The organism is Mariniflexile aquimaris (assembly GCF_042676825.1).
Classification (GTDB): Bacteria; Bacteroidota; Bacteroidia; order Flavobacteriales; family Flavobacteriaceae; genus Mariniflexile; species Mariniflexile aquimaris.
Window position 1 is genome coordinate 171976 of sequence record NZ_JBHTIB010000015.1, and the last position, 21145, is coordinate 193120.

Genomic DNA, 21145 nt, shown 5'->3' on the forward strand with positions numbered 1-21145 from the left:
AAATGTATTTTTTCAAAGGCATATGGTTTTAAGTTTAAGTTAATTCCTTAATACATAACAAAATAGATAAAGTTGCCATGTGCGACTAAATTTCCACATCCAAATTTTAAGATACATTATGAAACAAAATTACTTTTTTTTAGGCCTATTTGCATTGTTAAATAGTTTAATGCATGGACAATCGTATGCGCCCGCAGTGGGAGTTGAAGGCACCACAGCTATTTTCAGGGATTCCGAAGTTTTTACAGGTTGGGCAACTGGCATCACTGTTGTTAGAGGGCCACAAGATATAGCGGCAACCACAAGTGTATTGGCAAGTGCAGGAAGTCCTGAATATGCTATTAACAAAGCGAACGGACAAATAGTAAGTTTAGGAGACGGAGGAACAGCAACACTTACGTTTAGCACCCCAATCGCTAATGGTTCGGGGTTTGATTTTGCTGTTTTTGAAAATAGTTTCAGTAATACTTTTCTAGAATTGGCCTTTGTTGAAGTGAGCTCTGATGGAATAAACTTTTTTAGATTTCCGGCACATAGCGAAACGCAAACTACCACACAAGTTGGAGGCTTTGGAAATCTTGATCCTACTTACATTAATAATTTAGCAGGAAAGTATAAAGCAAGTTACGGTACACCTTTTAATTTAGATGATATTGAAGATGATCCTTTATTGGATAAAAATAGCATTACACATGTAAAAATTATTGATGTTGTTGGAACCATTAACCCAACTTACGCTACTTATGATAGTTACGGCAATATGGTAAACGATCCCTATCCAACACCATTTGCTTCATCGGGGTTCGATTTAGATGCTGTGGGAGTTATAAACCAAAAAACATTGAGTTTAAAGGATGTATCAAATAAATTTGCCATCGCATTATATCCAAATCCAGCTACAACATCCTTTCAAATTTCAGAAACAGGCAATCTAGAGGTGTATTCGGTTTCAGGAAGTCTGGTTTTAAAGCAAGAATTAAAAGTGAAGCAAACGCCAATTTCAATAGAAAAGATACCTTCAGGAATTTATGTTGTGAAGTTAACAAACTCACAAGGTTCGCGTATTCAAAAATTAGTTAAGCGTTAAACTAGTAATTTTAAATAAGTTTAATTATTGACAGGTTGAACAATAAGTTATAAATAAATTGTTCTGTCACATTGAGCGCAGTCGAAATGCATTGAAGATTAAATTATTAATGTTTTCGACGGCCCTCAAATTGACAGTGTTTAAGATTTTTTCAGGCAGCCGTTTTTATTGTAATAATAAATCGCAATACCAAACACCATATTTATCGCTGTCACTTTGTGAATTATCTGTTTTTGGACTATCGTATTCCCGATATACTTTTTCTCCAATGGTAAATGGAATGGGATTTTTAAAAATGGGTCCATCGAAACAAAAGGTGTGAAATTCGCCGTTTTCTCCACAGGGATCTACACTTTCTGGTAAATTGTCTATAAAGTTTTTATCGATTACGGTTCCAACAAAGTCTTCACCAAAATATTTAGAATTAGCACAAACAACAATGGTTTTAAAACCTAAATCTAAAAACTCATGAATTAATTCAGTGGTATCTCGTTTCCAAATAGGGAAGACGGCTTTTAATCCGACTTTCGCTAGCTGGTTTTCCCGATAGGTTTTTAAATCTTCTAAAAAAATATCACCAAATGCGGTGTGTGTAAAGCCATCATTTTTTAACCTCGTAACCACTTTGGTCATTTTTTGTTCGTACACAGCCATGTCTGGCATTTCAGGCAATTCAATAAAGCTAGATTTAATTTGCATTGCTTCGGTTTGGGCTATTAAAAGTTCTTTTCTAAGTCCGTGCATCGACACACGGTCGTAATGACTGTTTATTGTAGTAATTAATTCTTCAACCGTAAAGCGTTCATCTTTTAATAGGTGGTAGAGTGCGAGGGCAGAATCTTTCCCAGAACTCCAGTTAAAGTAGGTTTTATTCTTTTTCAAAGTAATCTTTTTCAATATACATTTCTGTCTCAAACTTTTGATTTGGAATGGTGAAATCTAGTTTTTTAGCAAATTCAGGTTGTTTTTTAGAAGGAGTCGCTTTGCCGGTGAGTCCTTTTATATTATCGAGCGCAGCTTTTAAAACAACTTCATTTTCATCGCCAAAAGGCAAAATAGAATTCCAATACTCGTATTCTTTAACTTCAATATCTGGTGAAAATCCTTGGGTATAATCACTTTCGCCATTTTTATTAAATATTTGAAACACGATAGGTTGCATGGCGTAATTATGGTTTGGATTTGCAGATGCTTTATTTTGATAATCAGATTTTGGAGAATCGTATAAAGTAATCGACCCCACGTTTTTTCCATAGGTTGTGGTGCCTACGAGTTTAATACTTGTCATATAAGGTTTAAGTCCGTTTATTACCATTTCGCTAGCCGATGCGGTACTGCTGGATGTTAAAACATATAATCTATTGAGTGTGGTTAATCGATTTATTGTTTGTTCGCCAATTTTCTCACTATTGGTATTAAACACATTTAGGGTGTTTTCAAAATTATAAAAACCATCTTCGGCGCTATGTTTATTGTTAAATGTCAAATTTGCAAATCTATCAACACCCGCATCGGCATAAATCATGCTTGCTAAGTAGGCAGAAGTCGCTACCGATCCGCCTCCGTTTAATCTTAAATCAAGGATTAATTCATCTATATTTTCATTTTTAAAAGATAAAAAAGCCTCATTTAACTCGTCGTTATAAGAGGATCGGAAGGCGTTATAAACTAAATAACCTACTTTTTTATTATTAATATTATTGAAAATTTTCTTCAGATAAATAGGGTTTTCAGACAATATCGTGGCGGTGATGGTTTTGCTTTCTGTTGCTGTTAACGTTCCAGCATTTTCAGAAACAAATGAAAGTGTAACCGTATCTTCAAATAGACTGTTTATAACAGTGTTGAAATTAGAAGTGTTTAAAACGGTTCCATTGATGGCGTTAATAATATCGCCTCGTTTAATGGAAGCAGCACTAGCGGGCGAATTATCGGCCACATATCTCACATAAATAATAATATCACCGTTATTGTTTATTTGAACAGGTTGATATTTCATACCATGCGATTTGGTAACGCCTTGAAATTCTAATTCTTGTTGAATATAATCTTCAATAAACCAGGAAAATCTATCGGTTGTGCCGTATTGAAATCTTAAGCTATTAAAAAATTCTTCAGGATTACTATATTGATTTAAAAAAGCTTGGTATTCACTAAAATTATCATCTTTGGAATCGGATAAATTAGAAACTTCTGTTTGCCAAAAGTACCACGAATTCATGCCTTTCCAGACAAAATCATTAATGTCTATCGTTGTAATTGGGCTGTCATCATTATCTTTAAAACAACTTGTAGATACGAGCGCAACGGCACACAATAAGATGATGGCTTTTAATGTTTTCATGCAAATTTGTTAAGCTGTAGTTGTTTTATTTTAAAGGTTTTACAACATACATTCCCTTGCCTAAAGGTGTGAAATCTTTGGTGTCTGATATTTTTTTAGCATCAATTCCTTTTTTAGCTGTTAAGCTGCTTTGTTTGGTTGTAACACCTGTAATAAGGTCTAGAGCTTTTTTCAAAAATGGTTCAGTTGGATCTCCCAGAACACCTAAATTGGTTAAATTTTCACCGTTTTGAACACTTCCAGAAGAGGTTTCGTAGGTAATCAAATAATCGGGTGTTAAACCATTATAATAATCGGATATGCCATTAGAATTGGCCGATTTTAAAACTAAGGGTTGCATGGCATACTTATGGTTAGGATTTGCACCTGTTTTGCCAAAATCTGCAGAATCGTAAAGTGTTACCGATGCGGTATATTTTCCAGTTGTGTTGGTTCCTATTTGTACGACGTCGATATACGGATCCAAACAATTTATTACCAGTTCGCTGGCCGAAGCAGAACCACTGGTGGTTAAAATATAGACCTTACTTAAATTAAGAGATGTAATAGGTGTGGTTCCATCGGTAAGCGTATTAACAAATCTATTTATTAAGTATTCAGGATTGTTAGCTTGAAAATAGGTTTGGTATTTTTTATTCCAAACTTCGGTTGAGAAAACTTTTCCGTTAAATTGCCCAGTTATCATACTCGATAAAATAATGGCAGAACTTACTCTTCCGCCTGGGTTGTATCTTAAATCTAGTACTAAGTCGGTAATGTTTTGGGATTTTAAATTTGCCATAGCATCATTTAAAGCGCTGTCAAAGTCCGCAATAAATTGATTATACATAATGTAACCAACCTTTTTACCTTGAATGTCTATAACTTTATTTATTAAGATTGGATTTTCTGTAAAGTCAGATTTAGTAAGTTGTACCGTTTTTCCGTTAAGTGAAACTGTGCTGTTTGCAAGATTTGCCATACCTAAGGTATAGGTGTCGTTAGACCCAAATAACAAATCAGAATAATTGTTTACTGTTAATTGTGTGCCATTTACGGTAAGGAAAAAATCGCCTCTGGCAATATCTTTAGTGGCAGCGTTAGAATTATTCGCTACATAACGTACATAACCTAAAACATCACTAGATCCGGATAGTAGTACTAAACCAAAATCTAATCCATTAGTTTTAGAGGTACCACTAAACGAGTTTTCTAATTCTATATAATCATCAACCAAATAGCTAAATTTATCAACCACATCTTTTTGGTATAATAATCCATCAAATAAATTGTCGGGAGTGGCATAAGAATTTAAAAAGGTATAATAATCATCTTGAGTAGAAAATTTATTATCTGCTAAATTCGGGATGTTTTCTTGCCATAAATAAATTTCATTCAGACCTTGCCAAATAAAATCGTTTACTTCATTGTTTAATGTAATTGGCTCGATTATTTCAGGGCCATCGTCATCTTTTTTACTACAATTAAATGTTATAACCGAAATAAACAATAATAACATTAGTTTTAAGGGCAATTTTTCTGTTTTCATGTAATTTATTTATATTCAATAACTGTAAATGTACTTACATTATTATTTAATTGAAAAAAAAATGTAACAAATTAGATTAAAGGTCGTCGTTATATTAAATAGCCTAAAATACTATTAGTCACCAAACCCAACCAAAAATGACTCAAACAGAGTTTTTAAATATAGTCATGCCATTTAAAGACAAAGTGTTTCGTTTAGCCAAGCGATTGTTGGTATCGACTGAAGAAGCCGAAGACGCCACACAAGAAGTGTTTTTGAAATTATGGAATAACAAAGAGAAAATGGATGAGCTTAAAAACGTAGAAGCATTTTCAATGACCATGACCAAGAATTTTTGTTTTGATAAATTAAAATCGAAGCAAGCTCAAAATTTAAAAATTGTACATAATAATTATGAAGATGCTAATACATCTTTACAAAAACAAGTTGAAGCGAATGATAGTGTTAATTGGGTTGCACGCATTATAGAAGGATTGCCAGAACAACAAAAACTAGTAATTCAATTACGAGATATAGAAGAATACGAATTAGATGAGATTGCAAAAATGTTGGATATGAACAACACAGCAGTACGCGTAGCCTTATCTAGAGCCAGAAAAACAATAAGAGAAAAATTAACTAATACACATAATTATGGTATTAAATAGTATAGAGAAATTACTTGAAAAATACGAAAACGGAGAAACAACTCTAAAAGAAGAGCAGCAGTTAAAAAACTATTTTTCGCAAGAAACTGTAGCGCCACATTTAGAAATGTATAAACCAATGTTTGCCTATTTTTCGGTAAATCAACAAGAACAATTTACCAAAACACTTCCATTAAAAACTAAAAAGGTAAATCACTATAAATGGATTGCTGTAGCGGCGGTAGCTGTGTTCATGTTGGGGTATTATTTTAAAACGCCGGTTGTTTCTGCTTATGAAGAATACGCGTATGGCACTTATAATAATCCCGAAGAGGCGCTTAACGAAGTCACTAAATCGTTAGCAATGATTTCAGGTCATTTAAATACAGGGGTTGCAACTGTAAATTATCTGGGTGAAGTTAATAAAGGAACCAAGACTATAGGTTATTTAAATGAAATTGAAAACGCCACAAGTATAATATTTAAAAAGTAACAATTAATAGAGCACAACGCAAACGATGAATAAATTAAAAACAAATAAAATGAAAAGGAAAATAATAGTACTCGTAATGGCAATGATGTTATTGCCACTTTCTGGAATAGCACAAGATATTTTTGATAAATATAACGACAATTCCGATGTTACCTATGTATCCATTAAACCAAAAATGTTTCAAATGATAGCCAATATGGGTATTAATGAAGGTGACCCTGAAGCCAAGGCCTACATGGATATGGTAAAAAGTATTACCAGTTTTAGAACCATAGTAACAGATAACAAAACTATTTCTGCCGATATTGGAAAATGGGTAAAATCGCGTTCTGGTTCGTTAGAAGAATTAATGGAAGTAAAAGATGAAGGTTCAATTGTGAAGTTTTATGTTAAAGAAGGCAAAGATTCAAACCACGTTAAAGAACTTTTAATTTATGTGAATGGTATCAATAAGGTTATGAAAGAAAGTGTTGAAATTAATGGCGAACAACGACGTTTTGAAACCGTAGTAGTATCGTTAACTGGTGATATTAATTTGAATGAGATTTCTAAATTAACAGGTAAAATGAATATACCCGGAGGGAATCATTTAGAGAAAAAGAAAAAGTAAACTTGCAATTATGAAGAAGTCTTTCAGCCATGTCATTTTATTAATTTTAACAATAGTTATAGTTGTTAGCTGTAACGATCAAGCCAGTTTACAAGGCTATTTTGTAGATCATCAGGAATCAAAAAATTTTTTAACGCAGGATATTCCTATTAGCATGTTAAAAATTGATGAATCTAAATTGTCTAAAGAACAAAAGGAAGCCTATAATTCGGTCGAAAGGTTAAACTTTTTAGGATTTAAAGCCAACGAATCTAATGCTGATACCTTAGCGACAGAATTGGCAAAAGTTAAAACCATTTTAAACTCAAAAAAGTATAACGAACTTTTAGAGTTTAGCGATAGAGGCAATAAAATTGTTGTAAAATACATTGGAGACGATACCGAAGCAGAAGAGGTAATTGTATTTGGAAGCTCTAAAGAAATGGGCTTTGGTATTGTGCGTGTATTGGGGCATAAAATGAGTCCAGATAAAATGGCAACTTTGGCAAGTGTATTACAGGGTGCCAATGTAAACGAAGGGCAACTTCAAGATGTTATGAATTTTTTTAAATAAAAGACTTTAAAAATTACAAAAAAGGTTTGCTGTGTTGCAGCAAACCTTTTTTTATTTTAAGTCGTTTTCTTCTTTTTTAGATTTAGTATTTGTATAAATTAAATTTAATACAATAGCTAAAAACACAATGGTTAAAATTGTTTTAGCAATATAATTATCTAAAACTTCTAAAATTCCTGCAATAAATATACCTGCGGTCATGATACCACAAAGAATGAGAGACTGATTATTGCTAAGCATATTATTTTTTATATTCCTGTATAGTTACTAGGACTTATACGTTTTAATTCGTCTTTTATTGTATCAGACACTTCTAAAGTATCAATAAAATTTGAAATAGAGTCTTTATTTATTTTCGCGTTGGTTCTTGTTAATCCTTTTAAAGCTTCATATGGGTTTGGATAGCCTTCTCTTCGCAGAATAGTTTGAATAGCCTCGGCAACTACCGCCCAATTGTTTTCTAAATCTTCAGCAAATTTAGATTCGTTCAATAATAATTTATCCAATCCTTTTAAAGTCGATTTAAAACCAATAAGTGTATGTCCAAAAGGCACGCCAACATTACGTAAAACCGTACTATCGGTTAAATCGCGCTGTAATCTAGATAACGGAAGTTTCGCCGATAAATGTTCAAAAACCGCATTCGCAATACCTAAATTACCTTCACTGTTTTCAAAATCAATAGGGTTTACTTTATGTGGCATCGCAGAACTTCCAACTTCACCTTCTTTAATTTTTTGCTTAAAGTAATCCATGGAAACGTAGGTCCAAACATCACGATTTAAATCTATTATAATGGTGTTAATGCGTTTTAAAGTATCGAACAACGCCGCCATGTGGTCGTAATGCTCAATCTGTGTGGTAGGAAACGAATGGTGTAACCCTAATTTCTCCTTAACAAATTTACCACCAAAAGCTTTCCAGTCAATAGTAGGGTAGGCAACATGGTGCGCGTTAAAATTTCCTGTAGCACCACCAAATTTAGCTGCACTTGGTATATCATTTAACAAATTAAATTGTTCTTGTAATCTAACCACAAAAACTTCTATTTCTTTACCAAGTCGGGTAGGAGACGCCGGTTGCCCATGCGTTCTTGCTAGCATCGACACACTCGCCCAATCTTTCGATAAAGCTTTCAATTTATTTAAAACCGCCGTGTATTCTGGCACATAAACATCGTTAATAGCTTCTTTAATGCTTAACGGAATCGCGGTATTATTAATATCTTGAGAGGTTAACCCAAAATGGATAAACTCTTTAAATTCAGATAATCCTAAAACATCAAATTGCTCTTTTATAAAATATTCAACTGCCTTAACATCGTGGTTAGTAACACTTTCAATCTTTTTTATGGCCAGTGCATCCTCAGTACTAAAATTTTTGTAAATCGCTCTTAAATCATCAAAAACCGAAGAATTTACCGCTTTAAGTTGTGGTAACGGAATTTCGCAAAGCGCAATAAAGTACTCTATTTCAACTAGAACACGGTATTTTATTAAGGCTTCTTCCGAGAAAAAAGGCGCTAATTCGTTTACTTTATTTCTATAGCGTCCATCTATTGGCGAGATGGCATTTAAGGGTGATAATTGCATGTGTTGTTTAGTTTTAAGAAGTGGCAAAGATATGAAATTGATTTGCGATTGAGGTCAACACAGCACAATTTTTCAAGTTTTCATATCGCCCGTTAAGCTCCATTGTTTGGGCGTTACCCTTTGGGTCGGGCTTTACGTTACAAGTCCTCGTTCCTTCGTCACTGCGGGCTTTTCACTTCAATCCCTAACGCACCCATCAGCAATGTCAGGTAAATTAACCAAGCTGCTTTTTTATTTTTTTAAGAATGTGCTTAGCACGTGCTTTGTAGGCAGCACTTTGCGTTGCATAATCCTGTTCTAAAATCTGAGCCAATTCTGGGTTAATCCAACTATATTCTTTACCAAATAAATATAAAGTTTCCATAGCATACGCCTTCGGAGCTACTTTTTCGTCTTTAATTAACCAGTCAAAACTGGCTTCAATAATACGTTCTTTGTGGTGAGGTTTTAACATTTTTTTTAGCGTATTTGGTTGTTCAGAGAAATAGGTGTTGGCAATAAATGTACAAACCTTCGACATGGGTCTAACCGAAGAATCGAGATGAACGCTCTTTAAGTTGCTGGTAAAAATGTCTAAATACGGAATTATGGCATAAATATATTCTTCACAAACAAATTCAAAAACCCATGCGGCACGACTAGAAGTTGGGTCATCAACCCGAAACATAATATCAATTAATTTCGGAAATAAACTCATGTCTTTTAAAACCATTTCAGCACATTGCAATCTATTTTTGCGTGTGGCACTAACATGGCTTAATTCCTCATAAAATTCTTCCAAAGTCATATTTTTATTTAGTATTTTTAATGTTCTAAATTATCGATAATGAAAACAATAAAAAAGATATTTTTAATCTTATTAGTTGTATTTGTAGTAGCTCAAATTTTTGGGCCACAAAAAAATGAAGGGAAGTTTGCTTCAATCGACGCGTTTTTGGCTGAAACCAATCCGCCAGAAGATGTGAAACTTATTTTAAAAGAATCTTGCTACGATTGCCATAGCGATGTTACAAGATACCCATGGTACAATAATATTACGCCTGTAAATTATTGGTTGGCGGCACATGTAAATGATGGAAAAAAGCATTTTAATGTATCTAATTGGGTCGGTAATTCTGTAAAGCGCAAAGACCATAAATTTGAAGAACTTATCGAAATGGTGGAAGAGAAGGAAATGCCGTTAAAATCTTACACCTGGACCCACACCGAAGCGAAACTCACCGATGCTCAAATAAAATCTGTGGTAGATTGGGCTAAATTAGTACGTGTAAAATACGCTTTAATGTCAAAAGCTGAGTAAAAGGAAGCCCTATCTTAATCCTTCCCCGTAGGGGAAGAGAAAGCAAGACTTAAAAAGCAATCTGTTTCTCATTATCATTATTTTAATTAAAAAATTTGCGCATTAGTGGTTAAAAAACTCCTCGTTATCGGCTTTGTATGGCCAGAACCCCAAAGTTCTGCAGCTGGTAGCAGAATGATGCAGTTAATTGGGTTTTTTCAGTCGCAAAATTATCAAATAACCTTCGCAAGTCCGTGTGCCAAAAGCGATAATGCGTATAATCTAGAAAGCATTGGTGTTTCTCAAGTTGTTATCGAGTTAAACCATTCTAGTTTCGATGGTTTTGTAAAAGACCTAAACCCCAATATTGTACTGTTCGATAGATTTATGATGGAAGAACAATTTGGGTGGCGTGTTGCCGAACAGTGCCCGAATGCGTTACGAATTCTGGATACCGAAGATTTACATGGCTTAAGAAAAGGCAGGCAGCAAGCCTTTAAAGATGGAAAAGCCTTTGATAAAACCTATTTATTTAACGATGTGGCTAAACGCGAAATAGCGAGTATTTATAGAAGTGATTTGAGTTTAATTATTTCTGAGGTAGAGATGGAGCTACTTAAAAATAACTTTAAAGTCCCCGACGATTTGCTAGTGTATTTGCCATTTATGTTAGATGCTAATTCTCCAGAAAGCATAGAATTACTTCCGAAATTTCACGAAAGGCAACATTTTATTACCATTGGTAATTTTATGCACGAACCTAATTATAATGCGGTCTTGTTTTTAAAAGAAGCCATTTGGCCATTAATTAAGAAACAACTTCCTGAGGCAGAACTGCATATTTATGGCGCTTATGTATCACAAAAAGTTAGTCAACTTCACAACAAAAAGGAAGGCTTTTTAATAAAAGGATTCGCTGATGATGTTAATGAGGTTATGCAAAATGCCAAAGTGTGTTTGGCGCCTATTCGGTTTGGAGCCGGTTTAAAAGGAAAATTGATAGATGCCATGCAAAATGGAACGCCTTGTATAACGACATCAATAGGAGCAGAGGGAATGTTCGGCCCCGAAGTTTCGGGATTGGATGCCAATGGTTTTATTGAAGATACTCCAGAATCGTTTGCAGATAGAGCAGTCCAATTATATCAAAAAGAAATCCTTTGGATTGAAAAACAGCAAAACGGTTTTCAAGTTGTAAATGAGCGTTTCAATAGCAATCATTTTCAACAAAAATTAGCGTCTATTATTGAAGAAACAATTCAACAACTCAACAAAAAACGCCAAAACAATTTCACCGGACAGATGCTCATGCATCACACGCTGCAAAGCACCAAGTTTATGAGTAAGTGGATTGAAGCAAAAAACACGAATAAAATTGAAAATTAATTTAATTATCAGGAAAAAGAATACTTTTACATATCAACTATAATCAAAATTTTATAACAATGAAAAAAGCATTAGTATTATTCACTTTAGTTTGCTTTGGATTTGCATTAAATTTAAATGCTCAAGAATCTGAAGCGGAAACCCAAGAAATGGGAAAAATATGTTTTATTCGCTCAACAGGATTTGCAGGATCTGCGGCTGCATTTAAAACATTTATTGATGATGAATTTGTTTGTAAACTAAACAATAAAAAATATTCTTTTCATGATGTCAAAATCGGGAAACATACATGTTCAGTGCAGTTTGGAGGAAAAAAATCTAAAGAAAAGGCAGAAAAATTCGAAGTTGATGTAAAGCCTGGCGTAATAACCTATGTTCAGTTGGTATTTGAAACTGGAGCTTTTGTTAATAATGTATATTGCGAAGAAATTACCGAAAATACAGCCACAAATAAAATGCAAACATTAGAAGAAGATCTTAAGTGTTTGTGATTATTTAAATTTGAAGAACTAAAAGTTATAAAGGGTGAAGTAGCTGGTTAAACCGCTACTTCACTCTTTTTTATTTTTCTGTAAGTATAACTATTAAAAATGTTTCGTTTAGCAAAACGGGTTAATTTATCAGATTGACAAAGCTTAATATATAAGGCTTTATTCACACCGAAGAATTCATAAGTGTTGCCATCTAAAAATGTCATTTCTAAAACCAAACCTTTATGTTGCCAATCTAAAATCGGGCTATTAATGGTTTCATTATATTCATGTAAATTAGCAGCTTTAGTTTCGGGGGCTATACTCACCAAAAAATGATAGCCATCAATTATTTTTCTACTCATTAATTCCGCCTCTATGGCTTTTTCATCTCCTGTTTGAAACTTATCAGGATGCCACTCTTTTACTAAATTTCTGTAAGTGGTTTTTAATTGTTTTAGGTCAATCTCGTTTTCAACACTAAACAATTTTTTGTATTCGTTAATACGTTTCATCTTATGGATTTTTTTTTGAAATGAGGCGCGAAGATACTCTTTTTTAAGATACTTGATATCAGATAAAAGACAAAAGATAGTAAGTTTAGAAAGAACATTATTTTAGAGAGGTCTAAAATCTTAATTCTAACAGCTAAAATCTAACTTCTTTTTATAGATTTGCTCCCGAAAACTTTCGGGATAAAAATTTACTATGATTTCAATTGATAATTTAGCGGTAGAATTTGGTGGAACTGCCTTATTTAGCGACGTTTCTTTCACTATAAATGAAAACGACAAAATAGCGCTTATGGGCAAAAATGGAGCGGGAAAATCTACTATGATGAAGATTATAGCGGGGGCTCAAAAAGCATCTCGAGGACAAGTGCGCTATCCAAAAGATGCCGTTATTGCTTATTTACCGCAGCATTTATTAACTGAAGATAATTGTACTGTTTTTGAAGAAGCTTCTAAGGCTTTCAATCACGTTTTTGTTATGCGCGATGAAATGGCGCGTTTAAATAAAGAATTGGAAACGAGAACCGATTATGAGTCTGATGAATACATGAGCGTCATTGAAAAGGTATCCGATTTAGGTGAAAAATATTATGCGTTAGAAGATGTAAATTACGATGCCGAGGTAGAAAAAGCCTTAGGTGGTTTAGGTTTTAAACGCGAGGATTTTACACGTTTAACCAGCGAATTTAGTGGTGGCTACCGCATGCGAATTGAGTTGGCAAAAATCTTGTTACAAAAACCCGATTTAATTTTACTCGATGAGCCTACTAACCATATTGATATCGAATCGGTTATTTGGTTAGAAGACTTTTTAATTAATAAAGCGAATGCTGTTATGGTAATTTCGCACGATAAAGCTTTTATTGATAACATTACCAATCGAACCATAGAGGTTACCATGGGACGGATTTACGATTATAAAGCGAATTATTCTCATTATTTGCAATTACGTGAAGATCGACGGTCGCACCAGATAAAAGCATACCAAGAACAGCAAAAATTTATTGCCGATAATATGGCCTTTATTGAGCGTTTTAAAGGCACTTATTCTAAAACCAACCAGGTAAGTTCTAGAGAACGTATGCTTGAGAAATTAGAAATTATTGAGATTGATGAAGTAGATACTTCTGCTTTAAAATTGCGTTTTCCTCCGGCACCACGTTCGGGCGATTATCCGGTGACTGTTAAAGATTTATCTAAATCGTACGACAATCATGTCGTTTTTAAAAATGCCAATATGTCTATTTCAAGAGGCGAAAAAGTGTCGTTTGTGGGTAGAAATGGTGAAGGTAAATCTACCATGATTAAAGCGATTATGGGTGAAATTGATTTTGAAGGAAAATGTGCCTTAGGACATAATGTAAAAGTGGGTTATTTTGCGCAAAACCAAGCTTCTTTGCTAGATGAAAACCTAACCATTTTTCAAACGGTTGATGAGGTGGCGGAAGGTGATATCCGCACCCAAATTAAAACGATCTTAGGTGGTTTTATGTTTAAAGGCGACGATATTGATAAGAAAGTCAGTGTGCTTTCAGGCGGTGAAAAAACGCGTTTGGCAATGGTAAAACTTTTATTAGAACCGGTTAATTTATTAATTCTCGATGAGCCAACCAATCACTTAGATTTAAAATCGAAAGACGTATTAAAAGAAGCTTTAAAGAATTTTGATGGCACTTTAATTTTAGTGTCGCACGACCGCGATTTTCTGCAAGGCTTATCTCAAAAAGTATTCGAATTTAAAGACCAACGCGTGATTGAACATTTCGAATCTATCGACGATTTCTTAGTTAGGAATAGAATAGAAAACTTAAAACAAATTGATCTAAAAAAATAGTTTCTCGACACTTAAATAATCTTAGAATAATTAAAATATTTATATAATTTTAATAAAAATTAAAACAATATAATTTTTATTAATTATATGGAAAAGGAAACGCCCTGGATTCTGTTTTTAGCCTATGTGCTATTGCTATTGTTTTTAGATTTCTTTGTGCTTCATAAAAAGGGTGAACAGCCTACAATAAAGAGGGCAATTTTTGAGACCATCTTTTTTGTAAACAATGCGCTCTTGTTTTCATTTTTTATTTATTGGGTTTATGATGCCGCTATAATAGATAACATTAATAATTTAAAGCCTGGTGACGCGGTAGTAAAATATTTAACGGGTTATTTTATTGAACTCTCTTTAAGTGTTGATAATTTATTTGTTATTGCCATTATTTTTACCTCGTTTAAAATACCGACACGGTATCAGCATAAACTCCTTTTTTTAGGAATATTAGGCGCTATTGTGTTTCGAGCTATTTTAATTACTGTAGGATTAGTACTTATTAAAAAAGTACACGGAATGAATATTATTTTCGGACTGTTTCTTTTATACACGGCCTTTAAAATGTTGAAAAAGGAAGCAGAACATGAAGCCGTTAGTGAGCCTAAAAGCATTATGAAGCTTTTTAGAATTAGCAATACTTTTGACCGCGGTAGATTTATAACCGTAATTAACGGAAAGTGGGTGTTTACTGGGTTATTCGGTGCACTGTTAGCCATCGAATTTACAGATTTGTTATTTGCATTAGATAGCATTCCAGCCATATTTGCCATAACCACAGATCCCTTTCTTGTGTATAGTTCAAATATTTTTGCCATTTTAGGATTACGGTCGCTGTATTTTTTCCTATCAAATATGTTAGAGAAATTTAAATATCTTAAATATAGTGTCTTTGCTATATTGGTATTTGTGAGTATTAAATTAATGTCTGCTAACTTTGTTAAAATACCAGAATGGTTTTCTTTATTATTCATCGGTTTGTCCTTAATTATTGGTATTTATGTATCTGTCATAAACATTAAAAAGACGAATTAAAGGCATTATTAAAATCTTTTAGTATAACTGAACGTCACAGCGTTTTAAATGTTGAAATGGTATCGTATAAAATTTAACTATATTAAATCTATATAATTAGTAGGAATTAATATATTTGCCGAAATTTTTAATAAATTATTTTATTGAAACATAGGTATTTATTGGTTAATGTATTGTTAATCATAATTTTAGGTTTTAGAGGATATGCTCAAAAAAATATCGAGACACAATCGCTTTTATGGATGCGATATAACCTTGGCATTAATTTCAACGAAAATTACAAGTTAAGATACGAAATAGAAGAACGTGTATATCATGCTCCATGGCGCCAACATCAATTTTTAAGTAAAGCACATTTTGAGCGCAGATTGAATAACAATTGGAATTGTGGGGTTGGGTTTACATACCTAGTGCAATCACTACCGCATAGCGCAGAATTAGATGTGACCGAAACTCAAATAGAGTTACGACCACAGCTAGAAATTGAAAACAAGCAGAAACTATTTGATAGATTATCAATAAGTCACAGGTATTGGACAGAGTTTAGGTTTTTTGAACAAGCTGATAATTCCTTTGATTTCAGCAATATCCGCACACGTTATAAGCTAGAGTTGAATTACAAGGTTTCAGATAAAATAACATTTAAAGCATTTGATGAAATTCACTTAAATATTGGTAATAAGATTGTTCAGAATGTTTTTGATCAAAACAGATACGGCGGCAGTATTCAGGTGATGCCATCGAAGTCATTAGGCTTTGAACTCGGCTATTTTAATTGGTTTCAGCAGAAAAAATCTGGAACCGATTTTTATAACCGCAATATTATCAGAGTTACAATTCATCAAAATATTAATATTTAATAATCCACTTTTTAATTATGTCCGAATTATTTAATGTCCTTACCATTCCTTTTTTACTAGCCATGTTTTTAGCAGTTACCATGGGCGGTAGTGGTACGGCGCCGTCGTTTTCTGCAGCCTATGGTGCAAATGTTATAAAACGAACTATGATTCCAGGGTTGTTCGGAATTATGGTTTTAGCTGGAGCATTAATAGCAGGAAGCGAAGTGTCTTTAACTTTGGGTAAAGGTTTATTGGAGCAGTCTTTTTTTACACCATTTAATACGTCTATTATTTTACTTTCCATTGGTCTTTCGTTGTTGTTTGCCAATTTATTGGGAGTGCCACAATCTGCAAGTCAATCTACTGTTTTGTCTATTGCAGGAGCTGCAACGGCCTTAGAAGGATTAAATACGCATAAATTATTTTTTGAGATTATTCCAACTTGGATTATTCTGCCAATTGTATCATTTGTTATCATGTTTGTGCTTTCTAAATGGGTGTTTCCTTTAATAAAAAATAAAATTCTTACGGAAGATTATTCACATCTTAACGAGCATAAAGCACTAAAGGCCTTGTTAATTTTGTCTTCGCTTTATGTAGCATTTTCTATTGGCGCTAATAATGTAGCCAATGCCGCAGCTCCAATAGCGTCTTTAACAGCCAATGAAGTTGGTCAAGATGCCATACAGAATTTTTTACCTATCATTATTCTATCAGTTTTAATTGTAGCCCCATGTTTTGCGATTGGCAGCTCGTTATTGGGGCATCAAGTCACTAAAACTACCGGAAAGGAAATTATAGAAATCACACCGTTTTATGCTACCATCATAGCAGTTATAGTGGCTAGTTTAATTATTTTGGCATCGGTTACTAGAGGAATTCCCACCTCGTTAGTACAATTAAATGGTGCTGCTTTTATAGCTCTAAGTGTGAGTAAACAAGGTTTTAAAACAACGTTTAAAAATAAAACAGTTATTCGGTTTTTTGTAGTTTGGAGTATTGCACCCATTTTCTCCTTTTTTCTAACGCTGCTTTTAATTGGGATTTTAAGCTGATTTTAAAAACAGAAGTTTAAAAACCTGATATTTGTCTTGTTTGAAGAACTAGGAATTAAATCAAAAGGGCAAGAAGTAATATTATAGGTCTTTTTTAATCTGTTTTACTTTAATTTTTTGCACTGTCGGAATTACAGATGGTCCAAATTGATTATAAATAGCTACGTCGGCAGCATCGTGTCCATAGCCTATGGCTACATAGCCGCCTTTGGGTTTAGATTGGGTAGCGTCGAAGGTATACCAGCGCCCGCCTACATAGGCTTCAAACCATGCATGCATATCCATAGGTTCTAGTTCATACAGATAGCCTACTACCATGCGTGCTGGAATACTAAGGCTTCTGCAAAGTGCAATCCCTAAATGGGCTAAATCTCTACAAACTCCAGATTGTTTATAATTTACTTCAATAGCAGAAATAGGGTAGTCGCTACTACCAGGAATATAACTAATAGTGTCTCGCAACCAAGCCTCAATGGCAGCCACTTGATTATAACCTGGCACTTGGTCGGCAGTAATAAATCTTGCTAATTCACTAAACCGATCAGATTCACAATAGCGACTTGGTAATAAATAACTCAGTGTATAATGTGGTAAATGTTGAATTTCTACAAAAGGCGCATAGGGTTCTACGTTAACAAATTCAGCTGTTTTAACGGTTGTAGTTGTTTTTATCTCAAAATTTCCTGGAGGAGCTATTAAACGTTGACATATGTTACCGTAATCATCGGTAAATTCTTCGACAGGGATCGCTGGTTTTACATTAAATTCATCGCGTGCAACCCACTGCTGTGCACCACTTTTTGGGCGTAACATTAAAATAAACGGGGTTGGTATTTCTATTTCAAATTTTAAAAGGCAACTGGCACGTAACCACATAGGCTTATAAATTTAATGTCTAATAATTGAGTCAAAATTAAACGAATATAAATTGATAATTAGCATGTTTTGTTTATTTCGCTGCGTAATATTTCCTTTTAATAGAATTCCAAAAATGAATGCTAGCTTACTGCGTATTCAATAATTCGAGTACTTTTTTTATACCAACGGTTGCATTTTCTCGAATTACAGTAATATTTCTAAAACTTTTAATGGCTGGTTTAGGGTCTATAAAATAAATAGGTGTAAGTTGTGGTACGTAATGCATCAAATTGGCTGCAGGATACACCTGCATAGAGGTTCCTATTATAATGAGCGTATCGGCAGTTTTACAAATTTCCATTGCTTTTTCAATCATAGGTACTGGTTCTCCAAACCAAACAATATGAGGTCGTAATTGATATCCTTTATTACAGGTGTCACCTAAAACTAAATCCGTTTTCCACTCTATTATATGGTTACTATCAAAGGTGCTTCTTACTTTAAGTAATTCGCCGTGTAAATGAACAACATTAGTACTTCCGGCGCGTTCATGCAAGTCGTCAATATTTTGGGTAACAATACTGACCTTAAAATGTGCTTCGAGTTGGGCTAAATCAAAATGGGCTGCGTTGGGTTTAACCTCGAATAGCTGTCGGCGCCTCTGGTTGTAAAAATCTAAAACTAATGCTGGATTATTAGCAAAACCAATAGGTGATGCTACTTCCGTTACATCATAGCCTTCCCAAAGACCATCGGCATCTCTAAAGGTTTTAATACCGCTTTCGGCACTCATGCCGGCTCCTGTTAGCACTACTATATGTTTCATACTATAAATATAACAACTTTGCACCTTGTAAGAAAGTGCAATTAGACAAATAGAAAATTATTAGTTACCTATTATATAAGGTTTGGTGAATTTAACTTTTGAGCATAAAAAAACCTCTCATTACTGAGAGGTTTGTAATTTTTAAATGCTTTAATTTTTTAAAGTGTAGCGATATGCTTAGCTAAACCAGATTTAAGGTTTGCTGCTTTATTAAAATGAATAACATTTTTCTTAGCTAATCTATCTAACATAGAAACAACAGAAGGAAATAAAGCTTCAGCCTCTTTCTTATCAGTTAACTCACGTAATTTTTTAATTGCATTACGAGTTGTTTTATGCTGATATTTATTAACTAAACGTTTCGCTTCGTTACTTCTAATTCTTTTTAATGCTGACTTATGATTTGCCATTTTTTTTCTTTATTATTAAAATATTGTAGCCCGTAGGGGAATCGAACCCCTCTTACCAGGATGAAAACCTGGCGTCCTAGCCGATAGACGAACGGGCCATTTGCTTTTGAGTGCGCAAAGATAAATTTAATTTTTAAAACTGCAACTTAAAAATTAAAAATTTGCTTTCACTATTTTCAAATAACTTACAACGTTTCCATTGCGGATGCAAAAATACAACTATTTTTAAATGTCGCAATAGCTGTATAAACTTTTTTTAAATTTTTTTTTTCAGTAAGCTTTTGCGAACAATACTCTGCCTTTTGAAGGCTTTCCAGAAAACACACATGTCCCTTCTTTTCCCTTCATATCCAAAGGAATACATCTTATAGTAGCCTTGGTTAATTCCTTTATTTTTTCTTCGGTTTCATTTGTTCCATCCCAATGTGCGGAAATAAATCCTGTTTTATTTTCTAAAACATCTTTAAATTCTTCAAAATTTTCCACTTCGGTAATATGTGTATCTCTAAAATGAAGCGCTTTTTTAAATAGCGAATCTTGAATTTCTTTTAGTAAATCTTCAACTTTCTTGTTTAAATCTGTTAAAGAAACTATTTCTTTTGATAAAGTATCGCGTCTAGCCAGTTCAACCGTACCGTTATTTAAATCTTTTGGTCCGATAGCAATACGTAATGGAACGCCTTGTAATTCGTGTTGTGCAAATTTAGCACCTGGGCGTTGTGTATCTCTATCGTCAAACTTTACCGTGATGCCTTTTCCTCTTAAATCGCTTAAAATATCTTTAGCAACTTTAGATACTGCTTCAAATTCTTCATCACTTTTATATATAGGTACAATTACCACTTGATTTGGTGCCAAACTTGGAGGTAAAACCAGTCCGTTATCATCACTATGGGTCATAATTAAGGCTCCCATTAATCGTGTAGATACGCCCCAAGAAGTTGCCCAAACATAATCTTGTTTCCCTTCTTTATTAGCAAATTTAACATCGAAGGCTTTTGCGAAATTCTGACCTAGAAAGTGTGATGTTCCAGCTTGTAAAGCTTTTCCATCTTGCATTAAAGCTTCAATACAATAGGTTTCGTCTGCGCCTGCAAAACGTTCACTCTCCGTTTTCACACCTTGAACCACGGGGATGGCCATGAATTTTTCTGCAAAGGTGGCATACACATTATTCATCAATTTTGCTTCTGCAATTGCTTCGGCTTTTGTTTCGTGTGCGGTATGACCTTCCTGCCATAAAAATTCAGCAGTACGTAAAAATAGACGTGTACGCATTTCCCAACGAACCACATTGGCCCATTGGTTTATTAAAATAGGTAAATCTCTATACGATTGAATCCAGTTTCTGTAGGTATTCCAAATAATGGCCTCACTGGTTGGTCTAACTATAAGTTCTTCCTCTAATTTAGCCTCTGGATCTACCCGTAGTTTACCCGGTTTGTCTGGGTCTGCTTGCAGTCTGTAATGTGTAACTATGGCACATTCTTTAGCAAAGCCTTCGGCATTTTTTTCTTCGGCTTCAAATAAACTTTTAGGCACGAATAATGGAAAATACGCGTTTTGATGTCCGGTTTCTTTAAACATTCGGTCTAATTCGGCCTGCATTTTCTCCCAGATAGCATATCCGTAAGGTTTTATAACCATGCAACCTCTAACCGCTGAATTTTCAGCTAGATCTGCTTTGACTACCAATTCGTTATACCATTTTGAATAATCCTCTGTTCTACTGGTAAGTTTTTTACTCATATATATGTTTTGGCACAAATATTGTGATTATGTTAATTATAAAAATAGTTCAGCAAAACTAA

23 protein-coding genes and 1 tRNA gene are annotated in these 21145 nt (G+C 33.9%); 12 read left to right on the forward strand and 12 right to left on the reverse strand.

The window, feature by feature from the left end:
• The first annotated feature begins 118 nt into the window (after window positions 1–118).
• Window positions 119–1087: a T9SS type A sorting domain-containing protein gene (locus ACFQ0I_RS14740; protein ID WP_379943554.1), complete on the forward strand. Its 969-nt coding sequence runs from the start codon at window positions 119–121 to the stop codon at window positions 1085–1087.
• A gap of 165 nt (window positions 1088–1252) precedes the next feature.
• On the opposite strand, the gene ACFQ0I_RS14745 is transcribed toward ACFQ0I_RS14740, so the two are convergent.
• The 3 genes from ACFQ0I_RS14745 to ACFQ0I_RS14755 are packed head-to-tail and all read right to left on the reverse strand — an operon-like array spanning window position 1253 to window position 4959.
• A complete protein-coding gene (locus ACFQ0I_RS14745; RefSeq protein ID WP_379943555.1) occupies window positions 1253–1969 on the reverse strand; it encodes a Dph6-related ATP pyrophosphatase in 717 nt (238 codons plus the stop codon).
• A complete protein-coding gene (locus tag ACFQ0I_RS14750; RefSeq protein WP_379943556.1) occupies window positions 1956–3431 on the reverse strand; it encodes a S41 family peptidase in 1476 nt (491 codons plus the stop codon). Before ACFQ0I_RS14750 ends, ACFQ0I_RS14745 begins: the two co-directional genes overlap by 14 nt.
• Window positions 3432–3456: 25 nt before the next feature.
• Complete coding sequence (locus ACFQ0I_RS14755; protein WP_379943558.1) at window positions 3457–4959, reverse strand: S41 family peptidase; 1503 nt, start codon at window positions 4957–4959, stop codon at window positions 3457–3459.
• Between the two features lie 137 nt (window positions 4960–5096).
• On the opposite strand from ACFQ0I_RS14755, the gene ACFQ0I_RS14760 reads away from it, so the two are divergent.
• From ACFQ0I_RS14760 to ACFQ0I_RS14775, 4 genes are read left to right on the forward strand one after another with little or no spacing between them, the layout of a single operon-like run.
• Window positions 5097–5606 (forward strand): RNA polymerase sigma factor, encoded by a 510-nt coding sequence (locus ACFQ0I_RS14760; protein WP_379943560.1) that lies wholly within the window; start codon window positions 5097–5099, stop codon window positions 5604–5606.
• Window positions 5593–6078: a hypothetical protein gene (locus tag ACFQ0I_RS14765; RefSeq protein ID WP_379943562.1), complete on the forward strand. Its 486-nt coding sequence runs from the start codon at window positions 5593–5595 to the stop codon at window positions 6076–6078. The genes ACFQ0I_RS14760 and ACFQ0I_RS14765 overlap by 14 nt, the downstream gene beginning before the upstream one ends.
• 49 nt (window positions 6079–6127) lie before the next feature.
• Window positions 6128–6688, forward strand: coding sequence for a DUF4252 domain-containing protein (locus tag ACFQ0I_RS14770; protein ID WP_379943564.1), 561 nt, complete (start codon window positions 6128–6130; stop codon window positions 6686–6688).
• A gap of 10 nt (window positions 6689–6698) precedes the next feature.
• Entirely contained in the window at window positions 6699–7241 is a 543-nt protein-coding gene (locus ACFQ0I_RS14775; RefSeq protein ID WP_379943566.1) for a DUF4252 domain-containing protein, read from the forward strand.
• Between the two features lie 51 nt (window positions 7242–7292).
• Here ACFQ0I_RS14775 and ACFQ0I_RS14780 read toward each other — a convergent pair whose 3' ends face one another.
• From ACFQ0I_RS14780 to ACFQ0I_RS14790, 3 genes are all read right to left on the reverse strand, one after another.
• Window positions 7293–7481 carry a hypothetical protein gene (locus ACFQ0I_RS14780; protein ID WP_379943568.1) on the reverse strand — a complete coding sequence of 63 codons (189 nt, stop codon included), beginning with the start codon at window positions 7479–7481 and terminating at the stop codon, window positions 7293–7295.
• 8 nt (window positions 7482–7489) lie between these two features.
• Entirely contained in the window at window positions 7490–8833 is a 1344-nt protein-coding gene (purB, locus tag ACFQ0I_RS14785; protein WP_379943570.1) for an adenylosuccinate lyase, read from the reverse strand.
• A gap of 214 nt (window positions 8834–9047) precedes the next feature.
• On the reverse strand, window positions 9048–9620 hold the full coding sequence (locus ACFQ0I_RS14790; protein WP_379943572.1) for an adenylosuccinate lyase: 573 nt from the start codon (window positions 9618–9620) through the stop codon (window positions 9048–9050).
• Between the two features lie 39 nt (window positions 9621–9659).
• Here ACFQ0I_RS14790 and ACFQ0I_RS14795 point away from each other — a divergent pair, with 39 nt between their 5' ends.
• The 3 genes from ACFQ0I_RS14795 (at window position 9660) to ACFQ0I_RS14805 (ending at window position 11989) form a co-directional block, all read left to right on the forward strand.
• Window positions 9660–10133, forward strand: coding sequence for a heme-binding domain-containing protein (locus ACFQ0I_RS14795; protein WP_379943573.1), 474 nt, complete (start codon window positions 9660–9662; stop codon window positions 10131–10133).
• Window positions 10134–10238: 105 nt separating this feature from the next.
• Window positions 10239–11498 (forward strand): glycosyltransferase family 4 protein, encoded by a 1260-nt coding sequence (locus tag ACFQ0I_RS14800; protein ID WP_379943575.1) that lies wholly within the window; start codon window positions 10239–10241, stop codon window positions 11496–11498.
• 59 nt (window positions 11499–11557) lie between these two features.
• Window positions 11558–11989, forward strand: a complete 432-nt coding sequence (locus ACFQ0I_RS14805) for a hypothetical protein (protein WP_379943577.1) — start codon at window positions 11558–11560, stop codon at window positions 11987–11989.
• A gap of 47 nt (window positions 11990–12036) precedes the next feature.
• On the opposite strand, the gene ACFQ0I_RS14810 is transcribed toward ACFQ0I_RS14805, so the two are convergent.
• Window positions 12037–12483 carry a KTSC domain-containing protein gene (locus tag ACFQ0I_RS14810; protein ID WP_379943578.1) on the reverse strand — a complete coding sequence of 149 codons (447 nt, stop codon included), beginning with the start codon at window positions 12481–12483 and terminating at the stop codon, window positions 12037–12039.
• 193 nt (window positions 12484–12676) lie between these two features.
• On the opposite strand from ACFQ0I_RS14810, the gene ACFQ0I_RS14815 reads away from it, so the two are divergent.
• The 4 genes from ACFQ0I_RS14815 to ACFQ0I_RS14830 all read left to right on the forward strand — a co-directional run bounded on the left by ACFQ0I_RS14815 (window position 12677) and on the right by ACFQ0I_RS14830 (window position 17240).
• Entirely contained in the window at window positions 12677–14314 is a 1638-nt protein-coding gene (locus ACFQ0I_RS14815) for an ABC-F family ATP-binding cassette domain-containing protein (RefSeq protein ID WP_379943579.1), read from the forward strand.
• An 87-nt stretch (window positions 14315–14401) separates the two neighbouring features.
• Window positions 14402–15343: a TerC/Alx family metal homeostasis membrane protein gene (locus tag ACFQ0I_RS14820; protein ID WP_379943580.1), complete on the forward strand. Its 942-nt coding sequence runs from the start codon at window positions 14402–14404 to the stop codon at window positions 15341–15343.
• Window positions 15344–15486: 143 nt separating this feature from the next.
• A complete protein-coding gene (locus ACFQ0I_RS14825) occupies window positions 15487–16203 on the forward strand; it encodes a DUF2490 domain-containing protein (RefSeq protein ID WP_379943582.1) in 717 nt (238 codons plus the stop codon).
• Between the two features lie 17 nt (window positions 16204–16220).
• Complete coding sequence (locus ACFQ0I_RS14830) at window positions 16221–17240, forward strand: inorganic phosphate transporter (protein ID WP_379943584.1); 1020 nt, start codon at window positions 16221–16223, stop codon at window positions 17238–17240.
• Window positions 17241–17321: 81 nt separating this feature from the next.
• Here the strand turns inward: ACFQ0I_RS14830 and ACFQ0I_RS14835 are convergent, their stop codons facing one another.
• From ACFQ0I_RS14835 to proS, 5 genes are all read right to left on the reverse strand, one after another.
• Complete coding sequence (locus ACFQ0I_RS14835; RefSeq protein WP_379943586.1) at window positions 17322–18116, reverse strand: transglutaminase-like domain-containing protein; 795 nt, start codon at window positions 18114–18116, stop codon at window positions 17322–17324.
• A 127-nt stretch (window positions 18117–18243) separates the two neighbouring features.
• A complete protein-coding gene (locus ACFQ0I_RS14840; protein ID WP_379943588.1) occupies window positions 18244–18924 on the reverse strand; it encodes an SIR2 family NAD-dependent protein deacylase in 681 nt (226 codons plus the stop codon).
• A gap of 158 nt (window positions 18925–19082) precedes the next feature.
• Window positions 19083–19334, reverse strand: a complete 252-nt coding sequence (gene rpsT, locus ACFQ0I_RS14845) for a 30S ribosomal protein S20 (protein ID WP_209655231.1) — start codon at window positions 19332–19334, stop codon at window positions 19083–19085.
• Between the two features lie 26 nt (window positions 19335–19360).
• Window positions 19361–19432, reverse strand: a tRNA-Glu gene (locus tag ACFQ0I_RS14850).
• Window positions 19433–19604: 172 nt separating this feature from the next.
• The gene (gene proS, locus ACFQ0I_RS14855; RefSeq protein ID WP_379943590.1) at window positions 19605–21083 is read right to left on the reverse strand and encodes a proline--tRNA ligase; all 1479 of its coding nucleotides are present in this window, start codon (window positions 21081–21083) and stop codon (window positions 19605–19607) included.
• Window positions 21084–21145: the final 62 nt, after the last annotated feature.